General features: G+C 40.5%; 13 protein-coding genes and 1 pseudogene. 7 read left to right on the top strand and 7 right to left on the bottom strand.

From position 1 onward, the window contains the following. Nucleotides 1-102 precede the first annotated feature (102 nt). Complete coding sequence (locus tag FGQ53_RS02515; protein WP_138335506.1) at nt 103-843, bottom strand: amino acid ABC transporter ATP-binding protein; 741 nt, start codon at nt 841-843, stop codon at nt 103-105. Further along, the gene (locus tag FGQ53_RS02510; protein ID WP_138335504.1) at nt 843-3,008 is read right to left on the bottom strand and encodes an ABC transporter substrate-binding protein/permease; all 2,166 of its coding nucleotides are present in this window, start codon (nt 3,006-3,008) and stop codon (nt 843-845) included. The genes FGQ53_RS02515 and FGQ53_RS02510 overlap by 1 nt, the downstream gene beginning before the upstream one ends. Before the next feature lie 167 nt (nt 3,009-3,175). Here FGQ53_RS02510 and FGQ53_RS02505 point away from each other — a divergent pair, with 167 nt between their 5' ends. From FGQ53_RS02505 to FGQ53_RS02485, 5 genes and pseudogenes are all read left to right on the top strand, one after another. Then, a complete protein-coding gene (locus tag FGQ53_RS02505) occupies nt 3,176-4,129 on the top strand; it encodes a CPBP family intramembrane glutamic endopeptidase (RefSeq protein ID WP_138335502.1) in 954 nt (317 codons plus the stop codon). 76 nt (nt 4,130-4,205) lie between these two features. Continuing rightward, nucleotides 4,206-6,194, top strand: a complete 1,989-nt coding sequence (gene uvrB, locus FGQ53_RS02500) for an excinuclease ABC subunit UvrB (RefSeq protein WP_138335500.1) — start codon at nt 4,206-4,208, stop codon at nt 6,192-6,194. 22 nt (nt 6,195-6,216) lie between these two features. Beyond that, on the top strand, nt 6,217-6,684 hold the full coding sequence (locus FGQ53_RS02495; RefSeq protein WP_138335498.1) for an 8-oxo-dGTP diphosphatase: 468 nt from the start codon (nt 6,217-6,219) through the stop codon (nt 6,682-6,684). Nucleotides 6,685-6,890: 206 nt separating this feature from the next. Then, on the top strand, nt 6,891-7,658 hold the full coding sequence (locus FGQ53_RS02490; protein ID WP_138335496.1) for a class I SAM-dependent methyltransferase: 768 nt from the start codon (nt 6,891-6,893) through the stop codon (nt 7,656-7,658). A gap of 118 nt (nt 7,659-7,776) precedes the next feature. Further along, nucleotides 7,777-7,929, top strand: a pseudogene (locus FGQ53_RS02485) (NUDIX hydrolase); the annotation flags it as partial. Here the strand turns inward: FGQ53_RS02485 and FGQ53_RS02480 are convergent. The 5 genes from FGQ53_RS02480 to coaB all read right to left on the bottom strand — a co-directional run bounded on the left by FGQ53_RS02480 (nt 7,926) and on the right by coaB (nt 10,958). Then, on the bottom strand, nt 7,926-8,441 hold the full coding sequence (locus FGQ53_RS02480) for a transcription repressor NadR (protein WP_101784780.1): 516 nt from the start codon (nt 8,439-8,441) through the stop codon (nt 7,926-7,928). The pseudogene FGQ53_RS02485 and the gene FGQ53_RS02480 sit on opposite strands and share 4 nt — an antisense overlap. 12 nt (nt 8,442-8,453) lie before the next feature. Next, the gene (locus tag FGQ53_RS02475; protein ID WP_101784782.1) at nt 8,454-8,981 is read right to left on the bottom strand and encodes an ECF transporter S component; all 528 of its coding nucleotides are present in this window, start codon (nt 8,979-8,981) and stop codon (nt 8,454-8,456) included. A 177-nt stretch (nt 8,982-9,158) separates the two neighbouring features. Further along, a complete protein-coding gene (locus FGQ53_RS02470; protein WP_138335494.1) occupies nt 9,159-9,722 on the bottom strand; it encodes an ECF transporter S component in 564 nt (187 codons plus the stop codon). Continuing rightward, on the bottom strand, nt 9,706-10,257 hold the full coding sequence (gene coaC, locus FGQ53_RS02465) for a phosphopantothenoylcysteine decarboxylase (RefSeq protein WP_138335492.1): 552 nt from the start codon (nt 10,255-10,257) through the stop codon (nt 9,706-9,708). Before coaC ends, FGQ53_RS02470 begins: the two co-directional genes overlap by 17 nt. Nucleotides 10,258-10,268: 11 nt before the next feature. Further along, complete coding sequence (coaB, locus tag FGQ53_RS02460; protein WP_138335490.1) at nt 10,269-10,958, bottom strand: phosphopantothenate--cysteine ligase; 690 nt, start codon at nt 10,956-10,958, stop codon at nt 10,269-10,271. Nucleotides 10,959-11,187: 229 nt separating this feature from the next. On the opposite strand from coaB, the gene FGQ53_RS02455 reads away from it, so the two are divergent. Both FGQ53_RS02455 and pcrA read left to right on the top strand, forming a co-directional pair. Next, nucleotides 11,188-12,858 carry a formate--tetrahydrofolate ligase gene (locus FGQ53_RS02455; protein WP_138335488.1) on the top strand — a complete coding sequence of 557 codons (1,671 nt, stop codon included), beginning with the start codon at nt 11,188-11,190 and terminating at the stop codon, nt 12,856-12,858. Nucleotides 12,859-13,043: 185 nt separating this feature from the next. Next, on the top strand, nt 13,044-15,335 hold the full coding sequence (gene pcrA, locus FGQ53_RS02450) for a DNA helicase PcrA (protein WP_138335486.1): 2,292 nt from the start codon (nt 13,044-13,046) through the stop codon (nt 15,333-15,335). The last annotated feature ends 13 nt before the right edge of the window (nt 15,336-15,348 follow it).

The following is a 15,348-nucleotide window of genomic DNA, read 5'->3' as shown; positions in this document are numbered from 1 at the left end:
AAACCTCATTTCATAAACTTAATTCTAACATAATTTTCCGAAAAATCAAAAAATCCAATACGAGATAGAAAAAAACTGCAAGGAAATCCTTACAGTTTGAGCTTAGACGTTTAAGACCTTGTCCAAGAACTCTTTCAGACGTGGGTGCTGTGGGTTATCAAAGATTTGATCAGGTGTTCCGTCTTCAAGGAACTCACCGTCTGCAGTAAAGATAACGCGGTTGGCAACCTGACGAGCAAATCCCATCTCATGGGTTACAATAATCATAGTCATGCCTTGCTCAGCCAATTCCTTCATAACGTTCAGTACGTCTCCAACCATCTCAGGGTCAAGGGCAGAAGTTGGTTCATCAAAGAGCATGATGTCTGGATTCATTGCTAGTCCACGAGCGATAGCCACACGTTGTTTTTGACCACCTGATAGGCTATCTGGGTTAGCATTAGCTTTATCTGCTAGCCCAACCTTTTCAAGCAACTCCATTCCCAATTTCTCAGCTTCTTCCTTAGTCATCAACTTGTGCTCAATAGGAGCAAAAGTAATGTTGTCCAAAACAGACATGTGTGGGAAGAGATTGAAATGTTGGAACACCATTCCGATATTTTCACGGATGTGGTCAACGTTGGTTGTTTTTTCAGTTAAGTCATAACCGTTCACAGTGATGTGACCGCTCGTAACTTCTTCTAGAAGATTAAGGCTACGAAGGAAGGTTGACTTACCAGAACCTGAAGGACCGATGATACAAACAACATCTCCTTCATAGAACTTAGTTGTGATTCCTTTTAAAACTTCATTTTTTCCGTAGCTTTTGTGTAAATCATTTACATCAATTTTTAATTTTGCCATTAACGAATCCTCTTTTCTAAGCGTTTCGCTAGTTTAGTCAAAAGTGTGATAATTACAAGATAGAAGATAGCAAGGATTGCATACATCTTGAAACTTTGGTAGTTACGGGCGATGATAATCTTACCAGTTTGGAAGAGTTCGACCAAACCGATAGCAGAAACGATGGTTGTATCTTTAAGAGCGATAACGAATTGGTTAACAAAGTTTGGCAACATCAATTTAGTTGCTTGTGGCAAGATAATCTTACGCATGGTTTTTCCATAAGAGATACCCAAGCTTCGGCTGGCTTCCATTTGACCAACTGGAACGGCCTGAATACCACCACGAACGATCTCAGCGATATAAGCGGCTGCATTGAGCGATAGGGCAATGGTACCAGCTACAAAGTCGTTAATTGGACTTTGTTGGCCTGTGATGGACTCGATGAAGTTTGGAATTCCCCAGAAGATGAAGGCTGCAAGAATCATCAATGGAATACCACGGATAACGTCAACGAAAATCTCAGAGATGACGCGAAGAGATTTGTATGGGCTAACGCTAAACATACCGAAGATAATCCCGATGACAATGGCAATAGCAAACGAGATAAGAGCTAGAGCAAGAGTGATACCAAGACCGCTAAGGAGTTGTTTGTAGTTGTTTTGAAGCAAGCCCCAGATTGTTGTTTCATCAACAGTGCTTGTTGAAGCAGTTGATGATTCGCTAGCTAGGTATTTATCAAGAATCTTTTGGAATTCTCCGTTTGCTTTAAGGTTAGCAAGTCCGTTATTGAACATTTCAATCAATTCTGGATTTGTGCCTTTTTTAACGGCAAAGGCTGTTTCTCCGATTGGACTTCCAGGGATTGGTGTTTTCAATTTTTGACCTTGGCTGATAGAATATTTGAGAACAGGTTCATCATCCATAACAGCATCAATGGCACCAGTGTTTAAACTGTCATACATTGATGAGCCATCAGCGAAGGTTTTAATTTGATAACCGTATTTGCTTTGATTTTCTGTCAGGAAGGTTTGAGAAGCAGTTCCGTTTTTAACACCGACTGTCTTTCCTTTCAAATCTTCATAAGAAGCAATGGTACTTGATTCTTTGACACCAAGGATAGTATTAGCAGTATAATATGATTCTGAGAAGTCAAAAGTTGCCTTACGAGCATCTGTGACAGACATACCAGCAATGATACCATCTGCTTGACCAGCTTGGACAGCACTGATAGCGGCATCGAAACCAGGGTTGATGATTTCAATTTCAAAACCTTGGTCTTTAGCGATTGCCTTAATCAATTCCATATCAATACCAGTGTATTGGTTGCTTGAATTTTGGAAAACAAAAGGTGCAAAAGAAGAATCGCTGGCAATGATGTATTTAGCTTTAACAGGAATGGCTTTTAAGCCTGCTAGAGTAGATGTAGTTGGCACTGCTGAAGATGATGAAGCAGTCCATTTCTTGATGATTTTATCAAGACTACCATCTTTTTTCATTTCAGTCAAGGCTTGGTTAAATTCAGTAACCAGGTGCTCGTATTTACTTCCTTTTTTCACACCGAAAGCAAAACTTCCTACAGCTTCCCCATCCATTTCAATATGGAGGTCTTGACCTTGGTTAATGGCATATTCGATAACAGGTTTGTCATCCATCATGGCATCGATGGCACCAGCACTCAAGCTGTTGTTCATCAAATCACTAGTATCAAATGTTTTAATAGTAAAGCTGTATTTATCTTTGATTGTTTCAAGAAAACGTTGAGCAGCAGTTCCGTTTTTAACACCAACGGTTTTGCCAGTTAATTGGTCATATTTACTAATCTTGTGTGCCTTTGTAGTTGCAATGACAACTTTTGTATCATAGTAAGTATCAGACATGGTGAAGACTTTTTCACGTTCTTTAGTCTTTGTCATACCTGCCATGATAGCGTCAGCTTGACCAGCTTGAACCGCATTGACCGCTGCGTCAAATCCAGGATAGGACATCTGAACATTCCATCCTTTAATCTCAGCGACTTTGTTGATAATGTCAACATCGATTCCTTTATAAGTTTGATCTGAATCTTTAAACTCAAAAGGTGCGTAGGCGGTATCAGACACAATCTTAATCGTTTCTGCCTTCGCAATACCTAATGAGAAAATTGGGAATAAAATTAGCAAAAATGCTAGAAATTTTTTCTTCATTTTTAGTCTCCTTTTCCGAATATTTTCCCATTATATCAGAAAAATTAAAAAAAGGCAAATTTTTATATTTTTGTGTCAGAAAATATAACATTTATCTTTTCTTTCTTGAATTGCTACTATAAAGTGCTATAATAATAGTATATGATAGAAGAAAAGAGGACAGGGATATGAAGAACAAAAGAATATTTAATGACTTCCAAGTTTCAAAAATGAGTTTAAACATTTACACAAGCCCCTTGTTAGCCTTTGCTTTTGTCTTCATAGGAGAGTTTGTGGCTTATACTCTGTATGGTATTAGTTTGTTAGCTCTCATCGGACTTGCTAGAAATTTTGGAGAGGCTGGTCAAAATCTTGCAACCTACTTGCAGACCTTGCATCAGAGCTTGACGGATAAAACAGGTGATTTTCGTTTAATTTTAGAATTGCTGGCCTTTGGTTTTGTTCTCAACACGGTGTTCAGATGGACTAGAAAAGTTGAGAAAAGACCTATTCGAACCTTGGGATTTTATAGAGAAAATTTCCTCAGCAGTCTTCTGAAAGGATTTGGTCTAGGCCTGGCACTTTTTCTCCTGACCTTGTTAGGTTTAGTAGCATTAGGGCAATATCGTTTTGAGTCCATTCACTTGAATCCTTATTCGCTAGCTTTTACTTTATTTACAATACCTTTTTGGATTTTACAGGGAACAACAGAAGAAGTGGTGGCCCGTACTTGGCTCCTTCCTCAATTGGCCTCAAGAACCAATCTAAAACTTGCTGTTCTTATATCTAGCCTATTCTTTACCCTGCTTCATATGGGCAATTCTGGTCTAACACCTCTATCTCTAGTGAATCTCTTTTTATTCGGAGTTGCCATGGCTCTTTACCTCCTCAAAACAGATGCAGTTTGGGGTGTTGCTGGTATTCATGGCGCTTGGAATTTTGCTCAGGGAAATCTTTTTGGGATTTTGGTTAGCGGTCAGCCGTCAGGAACATCGCTGATGACCTTTTTACCACAAGGTAATCAAGATTGGCTATCAGGTGGCTCTTTTGGGATAGAAGGATCTATCATGACAAGTCTGGTCTTGCTACTGCTGATTGTCTATCTCGCTCATCAATTAAAGAAAGAAAATGAAAGGATGTGACTTCGGTCCGTCCTTTTCTGCGTGAAAATGCTACAAGTATGCTAAAATAGGAATAGCACATAGAGAGAGGATTCTTATGATTAACCGCATTACAGATAATCAATTTAAACTAGTATCAAAATATCAACCATCAGGAGACCAACCTCAAGCTATCGAACAGTTGGTAGATAATATCGAGGGAGGTGAAAAAGCTCAGATTCTGATGGGGGCGACTGGTACAGGGAAGACCTATACCATGAGTCAGGTCATTTCCAAAGTCAATAAACCCACTCTGGTCATTGCCCACAATAAGACTCTGGCAGGACAACTCTATGGGGAGTTTAAGGAATTTTTTCCTGAGAATGCTGTTGAGTATTTTGTATCTTACTATGATTATTACCAGCCAGAGGCCTATGTGCCTTCTAGCGATACCTACATTGAGAAGGACAGCTCTGTTAATGACGAGATTGACAAGCTCCGCCACTCAGCTACTTCAGCACTTCTGGAGCGTAATGATGTCATCGTCGTAGCTTCTGTCTCTTGTATTTATGGTTTGGGTTCGCCTAAGGAATACGCTGATAGTGTCGTTAGTCTCCGTCCAGGTCTTGAAATTTCTCGTGATAAACTCTTGAATGACTTGGTAGATATCCAGTTTGAGCGTAATGATATTGATTTCCAACGGGGAAGATTTCGTGTTCGTGGGGATGTAGTGGAGATTTTCCCAGCTTCCCGTGATGAACATGCTTTTCGAGTAGAATTTTTTGGAGACGAAATTGACCGTATTCGTGAAGTTGAGGCTCTGACAGGTCAAGTCCTTGGCGAAGTGGATCATTTGGCGATTTTCCCAGCCACTCACTTTGTGACCAATGACGACCATATGGAAGTTGCGATTGCGAAAATCCAAGCAGAATTAGAAGAGCAGTTAGCAGTCTTTGAGAAGGAAGGCAAATTGCTAGAAGCTCAACGTTTGAAACAGCGGACAGAGTATGATATTGAAATGCTACGCGAGATGGGCTATACCAATGGGGTTGAGAATTATTCTCGCCACATGGATGGACGGAGCGAAGGAGAGCCTCCTTATACGCTGCTTGACTTCTTCCCAGATGATTTCTTAATTATGATTGACGAGAGTCACATGACTATGGGGCAGATCAAGGGTATGTACAATGGTGACCGTTCGCGTAAGGAGATGCTGGTTAATTATGGTTTCCGTTTGCCGTCTGCTCTGGACAATCGTCCTCTCCGTCGTGAGGAGTTTGAAAGTCATGTGCACCAGATTGTTTACGTTTCAGCGACACCTGGTGACTATGAAAATGAACAGACCGAGACAGTGATTGAGCAAATCATTCGTCCGACAGGTCTTTTGGATCCAGAGGTGGAGGTCCGTCCGACTATGGGACAGATTGATGACCTCTTGGGTGAAATCAATGCCCGTGTTGAAAAGAACGAGCGAACCTTTATCACCACCTTGACCAAGAAAATGGCAGAGGACTTGACGGACTACTTCAAAGAAATGGGCATCAAGGTCAAGTACATGCACTCGGATATCAAGACCTTGGAACGGACAGAGATTATCCGTGACCTGCGCTTGGGTGTCTTTGATGTCTTGGTCGGGATCAATCTACTGCGCGAAGGAATTGATGTGCCTGAAGTAAGTCTCGTAGCTATTCTCGATGCTGACAAGGAAGGCTTTCTTCGTAACGAACGTGGTCTCATCCAGACCATTGGTCGTGCTGCTCGTAATAGCGAAGGGCATGTCATCATGTATGCGGATACCGTAACCCAGTCTATGCAACGTGCCATCGATGAAACGGCCCGTCGTCGGAAAATCCAGATGGCTTATAATGAAGAGCATGGTATCGTACCTCAGACAATCAAGAAAGAAATCCGTGACCTTATTGCTGTGACCAAGGCAGTTTCTAAGGAAGAAGACAAGGAAGTCGATATCAATAGCCTTAACAAACAAGAACGCAAAGAACTCGTCAAGAAACTGGAAAAACAAATGCAAGAAGCCGTTGAGGTGCTTGACTTTGAACTAGCAGCTCAGATACGTGATATGATGCTGGAAGTCAAGACGTTGGATTAGAATAGTACTTAAAGGAGAAAATATGTCCCGTTCCCAATTAACGATTTTAACAAATATTTGTCTGATTGAAGACCTCGAAAACCAGCGCGTGGTGATGCAGTATCGCGCTCCTGAAACCAATCGCTGGTCTGGTTATGCCTTTCCAGGAGGCCATGTAGAAAATGGCGAGTCTTTCGCAGAGTCTGTTATTCGTGAAATATATGAAGAAACAGGGTTAAGTATCCAAAATCCTCAACTTGTCGGCATTAAAAATTGGCCTCTGGATACTGGTGGGCGCTACATTGTTTTTTGCTATAAGGCGACTGAGTTCTCTGGTACCCTTCGCTCTTCAGATGAAGGAGAAGTTTCTTGGGTGCAAAAAGACCAGATTTCAAATTTGGATCTGGCCTATGATATGTTACCTTTGATGGAAATGATGGAAGCTCCTGACAAGTCTGAATTTTTCTACCCTCGCCGTACAGAAGATGGCTGGGAGAAAGAGATTTTTTAGTTCTATGATTAGTCGATAGGTGTTATCTTTTAAAGTAAGGTATTGAATATAGGCTAAGTATGGTGGTGTAAGTCAACTGAATATCTCTAAATTTCTTATTATTCTTTTCGATCTATATTTTGAACAATCTCCACCTTCAATTTTGAAATCGGAGATTGTTTTATTTTTATGGTATAATCTTCAAATATGAAAGGAAGTACCAGAAAATGATTGATAAAGTAATTGAACAATATAAAAGTCATGATAATCTTGATATTCGAGTAGAATTGCATAAGAAGTATTCAAAAAATAAATTAGGATTTAATAATTGGATATTTTCCAACTACCAAATCACTAATGAAGTAAAGGTTCTAGAATTGGGATGTGGTACAGGAGAACTGTGGAAAAGTAATAGTGATTCTATAGATAAAATGAAGCAGTTGGTTATTACAGATTTTTCTAAAGATATGGTGAGAACAACGAGATCAGTGATTGGAAATAGAGACAATGTTAACTATGAGATAATGGATATTCAAAAGATTTCTTTTGAGGATGAAACGTTTGATATTGTTATTGCTAATATGCTTCTACATCATGTGAATGATATTCCTAAAGCTCTCTCTGAGGTGAATAGAGTCTTAAAAACAGGCGAAATTTTTTACTGTGCTACATTTGGTGAAAATGGAGTTGTAGATTATTTGGCAAGTTTATTTAAAGATGAGGTTAATCAAGATTTGGAAAATAAAACTTTTACTTTACAAAATGGTAAAAGCTACCTGAGTAGGTATTTTAACTCTGTCGATACATTACTCTATGATGATGAGTTACAGGTAACTAGCATAGATGATCTAGTTAAATACATCCAATCCTTTAAAGGAATTTCAGAAATAGGTTCGCTAGAAGAAAAAGTCATTCGTAAAAGATTGGAAGTACATTTTCATAAGGGTAAGTTAATTATTCCTAAAGAATATGGTATGTTTATTGCTCGAAAGTAAAATTAAGGGAACGAAATTGTGAAAAATTAAGGAGAAGCTTTTCAATATAAAATCAAGCGGATAGTCTTTAGAGCCTGCTATAGCTGATTCTATATAAAGGTCTCAATCTTTTGGATTTGGAGAACTTTCTTGGGTGCAAAAAGACCAGATTCCAAACTTGGATCTGGCCTATGATATGCTACCTTTGATGGAGATAATGGAAGTTCCGGACAAATCTGAATTTTTCTACCCTCGCCGTACAGAAGTCGATTGGGAAAAGAAAATTTTCTAATCCTTTACTAAATAACCTAGCTGATCCAAGGCCTCCTCGATATAGCGGAGGTCTTGTTGTGTTTCAGCTTCGACTAGGTGGTAATGGATGCCATCTGTCAATTCAGACAGAGGTCTAAAGTCAGAATGCTCGACTTGTTCAAGAAAATGTTGCACGTCTCGGCGACAAGACAGTTTCAGCAAGGTTTCGATTTCTCCATAAACGGGATGGTCAATCAAAGTGTTTTGAACACGTCCACCATTATCTACGATAGCAAGGAGTTCTTGACCGATTTCTTCAACTTCATGTTTCACTTTGAAAAGTTTGTGAACATAAGGATTGGTTTCAATTTGCTTATAGATGTAGCCACGATTGGTGGATAGGATAGGAGCGCCATCGGCTCTCAAAATTGCAATGTCCTGCACAATGACCTGACGTGTGACATGAAAATGTTCCGCCAAACTTTGGCCATTAAGGGCTTTAGAAGCTTCTCTCAAGAGTTGGAGCAGAGCATGTTTGCGATCTTTTGTCATAGCTTTTCCTTTTTAACGGCGTTTTCGAAGCACTTTATAGACAGCTAGTGCTAATGTATAGTCTACCATACTATGGATAATTGTGCCAAATCCAACTAGTACAAATAGAACATAAAACATATTTTCTACATTGGTACCAGAAGTTGCGTAAAAAAGGACACAGGCTAATACTTCAGCAAGGGCATGGACAAGCGCTAACACAAAATTGAAAATCCAGGAAGCTTTTGGTTTATCTAGGGTATCGGGGAATTTTTGTAGGTAAAGAGCCCCAAAAGTCCCAAAAAAGATATGGGAAAAAGCTCGAAAAACGATAACCATGGGATAGCCGGCCATCAAGAATCCAAAACTAGAGGCTAGGATGACAAAAACAGCCATCAAGGGAGACAGGAACATGGCAATAAAAATAGCGATGTGACTACCCAACGTATAGGAAGCAGGTGGAATGACAATCTTAAAGGGCATAACAATTGGAATCAAAATCGCAATAGCCGTTAAGAGGGCTGTCATTGTCATAAATTGTGTCTTTTTCCGTGTATTCATAAGAATCTCCTTTTTATCTGTATATACACTAGTATAGTACAATAAAGAAGACAATAAAGCAAGGATTTACTTAGGTTTATAGGTCATTTTTAGTTAGATATTGGTAAAAATTTCACTAAAAACACAAATTACATCAAGCAAAATCTCCACCTTCAAGCTTGAAAGCGGAGATTATTTTTATTTCTTTAAGGTTTGTAGCCTTGGGACAATAGCTAGGGTTAGAACTGCGGAAATGACTAATTCGGCAATCGAATTTGTTGAGATAACAGTTGCTAAGAGTTTTTGGATATTACCATCAAAGACATTTCCAAAAAGGTAGAAAATTCCACCAAGTACAAAGACTGTGTTGGTCAGTGAACCAAGGGCACCAGCTAGAATCAGACCAGTTTTATTTTTCATCAGTTTATAAACTAGATAAGAAGTCAAACCAATCAAAATACGTGGGACAATGGCAATGATAGCTGAGTAGATATTTCCGTTTGGCACGAATGGAGAGAAGAGGTAGCTTGTCGGTAGAATCGTAATCGTATTAACTGTCAAGCTAAGTAGTCCCATCAAAAATCCAAGTGTGACTCCAACTCGTGGACCGTAAATAATGCTGGCAATAATGACAGGAATATGAACGATGGTCGGTTTGATTGGAAATGGAAAAAGGTTAAAGATAAGCGAGCTCATAAAGTGTATCACAAGCATGGTTGCAAAAAAGATAGCAATGGGTGCAATATTAGAGCGTTTTTTCATCGATAGTTTCCTTTATTCTTTCTAAAATAATTGTGAGGTCAGCTAAGGCTCCTCTTCCGTGGTCTCCACAAGCTAGTAGGGATTCCTTAGGAGTAATCAGCTGATAGCCGTAGGTTTCTAATGTTTTCAGATTAGCCTGAGTTGCTGGATGGTTATACATTTTTGTATTCATAGCTGGTGCGATGAGTTTTGGAATATGACTTGGCAGGGCTAAAGCTGTACTGGTCACCATGTTGTCCGCAAAGCCGTGGGCTAGTTTTGCAATAGTGTTAGCTGTTGCAGGGGCCACGATGAATAGTTCAGTTTCTTTTCCAAGTTCGATATGATTGACTTGATCAGGATAGGGTTCCTTCATGACATCCAAGTGGACAGGATTCTGTGATAAGACCTGTAGTGTCAAAGGTTGGATAAACTCTGTAGCAGCCTGGGTCATTAAGACAGTGACTTGATGACCTTGTTTTTTAAGCGAACTAACTAAATCTGCCGACTTGTAAGAGGCGATTGAGCCCGTTACAGCCAAGAGAATGTTTGCCATAGCTTTCCTTTCTATGAATGATAGGCTTGAATTTTTTCAAGGAGGAGTTCTGCAATTTCTTCTTTAGTCTGGACTGTTTGAAGCTGATCTTTTTCAACAAAGATTGCACGATGCTGATTTGCTGAGATTTGAGTCAGGTCATTTGCAATGATCAAGTCTGCTCGGTTCTTGATAAGACTTTTTCTAGCAATCTCAACTAGATGATCTTCGGTAACATCAACCAGCAGTTTAAACCCAATCAGATGAATAGCTGGATTCCATTTCTTGACTAGAGAGATGATTTTGGGTGTTTTTTTCAGGAACAAAACCTGAACCTCGTCAGTTGAAGAAATCTTAGCTTGATGATTCTGCTTGCTTAAAAATTCCTCTAGATTGGAACTAGCCTGAACTTCCTCCAGCCCTGTCATATAAACAGGACTATAGTCTGATACGGCCATTGAGTGAATCAAGACCTGATGCTCCTTGACACGTTCTTGCATTTCCACTAGAAGGTCGTTGGTATTGTTAATTTCTCGAATGTTTAGGTTGGGATGGGCTTCTGGCTTCAGAGCTCGTTTTGTCGTAATTAAACAAACTTCATGCCCATCAGCAAGCAAGGTTTCAGTAATGATTTTCCCCAAGCGACCTGTAGAATGGTTAGTGATAGAGCGGACGCTATCGATAGCTTCACTGGTACCGCCCGATGTAACTAAAATTTTCATAGCACTATTGTACACAAAAATAAACGGTAAGTAAAATGAAAGCGATAAATTTTTGGTAAAAACGAAGATTTACTATAGTTTCAAACTATAAAGCCATATAAAATTTAAGAAAGGACTCTAAAAGTCTTAAAAACAGGGATATTCACGAACGTTTAGAGAGTTTAAGGGTGTTAAAAATCTTGTTTTGTGTTATAATGAATTATCATATAAGAGGTTAGAGGAGTTTTGAATGAAAACAGATATTGAAATCGCACAGAGTATTGAGTTGAAGCCAATCGTTGATGTTGTTGAGAAACTGGGTATTTCTTACGACGATTTGGAGTTGTATGGAAAGTACAAGGCTAAGCTCAGCTTTGATAAAATTCGTGAAGTTGAGAGCAATCCAGTTGGGAAATTAATTTTGGTTACTGCCATCAACCCAACACCAGCAGGTGAAGGAAAATCAACCATTACCATTGGTCTTGCGGATGCCTTGAACAAGATTGGTAAGAAAACCATGATTGCCATTCGCGAACCATCTCTTGGTCCAGTCATGGGTATTAAAGGGGGTGCTGCTGGTGGTGGTTACGCCCAAGTGCTGCCAATGGAAGACATCAACCTCCACTTTACTGGAGATATGCATGCCATTACAACTGCTAACAATGCTCTTTCTGCCTTGATTGACAACCACTTGCACCAAGGGAATGAGCTTGGAATTGACCAACGTCGTATCCTCTGGAAACGTGTTGTGGACTTGAATGACCGTGCTCTTCGTCACGTGACGGTTGGACTTGGTGGTCCTCTAAACGGTATTCCACGTGAGGATGGTTTTGACATTACAGTTGCTTCTGAAATCATGGCTATCCTTTGCTTGGCAACGGACATTGAGGACTTGAAACGCCGTTTGGCTAATATCGTTATCGGTTATCGCTATGACCGTACCCCTGTTTCTGTTGGTGATTTGCAGGTAGAGGGTGCGTTAGCATTGATTTTGAAGGATGCTATTAAGCCAAACTTGGTTCAGACAATTTACGGTACACCTGCCTTTGTACACGGTGGTCCATTTGCCAATATCGCTCATGGCTGTAACTCTGTTTTGGCGACGACAACAGCCCTTCACTTAGCGGACTACACAGTTACTGAAGCTGGTTTTGGTGCAGACCTTGGTGCTGAGAAATTCCTTGATATCAAGACACCAAACTTGCCAACTTCTCCAGATGCTGTAGTCATTGTCGCAACCCTTCGTGCCCTTAAGATGAATGGTGGCGTGGCTAAGGATGCTCTGACTGAAGAAAATGTAGAAGCAGTTCGTGCAGGTTTTGCCAACTTGAAACGCCACGTTGAAAATATCCGCAAGTTCGGCATTCCAGCAGTTGTTGCGATCAACGAATTTGTTTCTGATACAGAAGCTGAAATCGTAGCCTTGAAAGAACTCTGTGCCTCAATTGATGTTCCAGTTGAGCTGGCTAGTGTTTGGGCTGATGGCGCAGAAGGTGGTGTAGCGCTTGCTGAAACACTTGTTAAGACAATCTCTGAAAATCCAGCCAACTACACTCGCCTTTATGACAATGACCTTTCTGTTCAAGAAAAGATTGAAAAAATTGTTACTGAAATCTACCGTGGTAGCAAAGTGAACTTTGAGAAGAAAGCTCAAATGCAAATCGCTCAAATCGTTCAAAACGGATGGGATAAATTGCCAATCTGTATGGCTAAAACTCAGTATAGTTTCTCAGACAATCCAAATGTACTTGGAGCACCTGAAAACTTTGAAATTACCATTCGCGAATTGGTGCCAAAATTAGGTGCAGGCTTCATCGTTGCCTTAACTGGTGATGTTATGACCATGCCAGGACTTCCAAAACGACCAGCAGCCCTCAATATGGATGTTGAAAGTGACGGAACAGTTTTAGGCTTGTTCTAGTGTATTGCAATTGAATTAAAATGAGTTTGGAAACACTATCCAAGCTCATTTTCTTATCTAGATACAAGGACTTACTTTTCAGCTGATAAAAGAGTTGCCTTCTACAAGCAATCAGTCTAGGTAAAGATATTTTCCCTGAATTCTGATATAATAGAAATATTGACTTCAAGAGTAAGGAGGAGAAGATGAACGCATTATTAAATGGAATGAATGACCGTCAGGCTGAGGCGGTGCAAACGACAGAAGGTCCCTTGTTGATCATGGCGGGAGCTGGTTCTGGAAAGACCCGGGTTTTGACCCACCGCATTGCTTATCTGATTGATGAAAAGCTGGTCAATCCTTGGAATATCTTGGCCATTACCTTTACTAATAAGGCTGCGCGTGAGATGAAAGAGCGTGCTTATAACCTTAATCCAGCTACTCAGGACTGTCTGATTGCGACCTTCCACTCCATGTGTGTGCGTATTTTGCGTCGTGATGCGGACCATATTGGATACAATCGTAATTTTACTATTGTCGATCCAGGGGAGCAGCGAACTCTCATGAAACGTATTCTCAAGCAGTTGAACTTGGATCCTAAAAAATGGAATGAGCGGAGCATCTTGGGGACTATTTCCAATGCTAAGAATGATTTGATTGATGACGTGGCTTATGCTGCCCAAGCTGGCGATATGTACACGCAAATCGTGGCCCAGTGTTATACGGCTTACCAAAAAGAACTGCGCCAGTCAGAATCGGTTGACTTTGATGATTTGATTATGCTGACCTTGCGTCTTTTTGATCAAAATCCTGATGTTTTGACCTACTACCAGCAAAAATTCCAATACATCCACGTTGATGAGTACCAAGATACCAACCACGCTCAGTACCAACTGGTCAAACTCTTGGCTTCGCGCTTTAAAAATATCTGTGTAGTTGGGGATGCGGACCAATCTATCTACGGTTGGCGTGGTGCTGATATGCAGAATATCTTGGATTTTGAAAAGGATTATCCTCAAGCCAAGGTTGTCTTGTTGGAGGAAAATTACCGCTCAACGAAGACCATTCTCCAAGCGGCCAATGAGATTATTAAAAACAATAAAAACCGCCGTCCTAAAAATCTCTGGACTCAAAATGCTGATGGTGAGCAAATCGTTTACTATCGTGCTAATGACGAGTTGGATGAGGCTGTATTTGTAGCCAGAACCATCGATGAACTTAGTCGCAGTCAAAACTTCCTTCACAAGGATTTTGCAGTTCTCTATCGTACTAACGCCCAGTCTCGTACTATTGAGGAAGCCCTGCTCAAGTCAAATATCCCTTATACCATGGTTGGTGGGACCAAGTTCTACAGCCGTAAGGAAATTCGTGACATTATCGCTTATCTTAACCTCATTGCTAATTTGAGTGACAATATTAGTTTTGAACGTATTATTAACGAGCCTAAACGTGGAATTGGCCCAGGTACTGTTGAGAAAATCCGTGATTTTGCCAATATGCAAAATATGTCTATGCTAGATGCTTCAGCAAATATTATGTTGTCTGGAATCAAAGGTAAGGCAGCCCAATCTATCTGGGATTTTGCCAATATGGTTCTGGATTTGCGGGAGCAGTTGGACCAATTAACTATTACAGAGTTGGTTGAGGCGGTTCTAGAAAGAACAGGTTACGTCGATATTCTTAATGCCCAAGCGACCTTAGAAAGCAAGGCTCGGGTAGAAAACATCGAAGAGTTCCTTTCTGTTACGAAAAACTTTGATGACACCTCTGATGTGCCAGAAGAGGAAACTGGTTTGGACAAACTGAGTCGTTTCTTAAATGACTTGGCCTTGATTGCGGACACAGATTCAGGTAGTCAGGAGACATCCGAAGTGACCTTGATGACCCTGCATGCTGCCAAAGGTCTCGAGTTTCCAGTTGTCTTTTTGATTGGGATGGAAGAAAATGTCTTCCCGCTTAGTCGTGCGGCTGAAGATCAAGATGAGTTGGAAGAAGAGCGCCGTCTGGCCTATGTAGGAATTACTCGTGCAGAGAAAATTCTCTATCTGACTAATGCCAACTCGCGCTTGCTTTTCGGTCGTACTAACTACAACCGTCCTACTCGCTTTATTAACGAAATTAGTTCAGACTTGCTTGAGTATCAAGGTCTGGCTCGTCCTGCAAATTCAAGCTTTAAGGCATCTTATAGCAGTGGTGGCCTTGCCTTCGGTCAAGGTATGAGTCTTGCCCAGGCCATCCAAGACCGTAAACGTGGCGCGGCACCAAAATCTATCCAGTCAAATGGTCTGCCGTTCGGTCAATTTTCAGCTGGGGCAAAATCAGCATCAAGCGAGGCAAATTGGTCCATTGGAGACATTGCTCTCCACAAGAAATGGGGAGAGGGAACTGTTCTGGAAGTTTCAGGTAGCGGTGCTACGCAGGAATTAAAAATCAATTTCCCAGAAGTTGGTTTGAAAAAACTTTTGGCCAGTGTGGCCCCAATTGAGAAAAAAATCTAATTTTTCATCCTTC

The sequence above is a fragment of the Streptococcus mitis genome, from assembly GCF_005844455.1.
Lineage (GTDB): Bacteria > Bacillota > Bacilli > Lactobacillales > Streptococcaceae > Streptococcus > Streptococcus mitis_BF.
The sequence above is the reverse complement of the archived record's forward strand: the minus strand, read 5'-3'. Positions and strand labels throughout refer to the sequence as shown.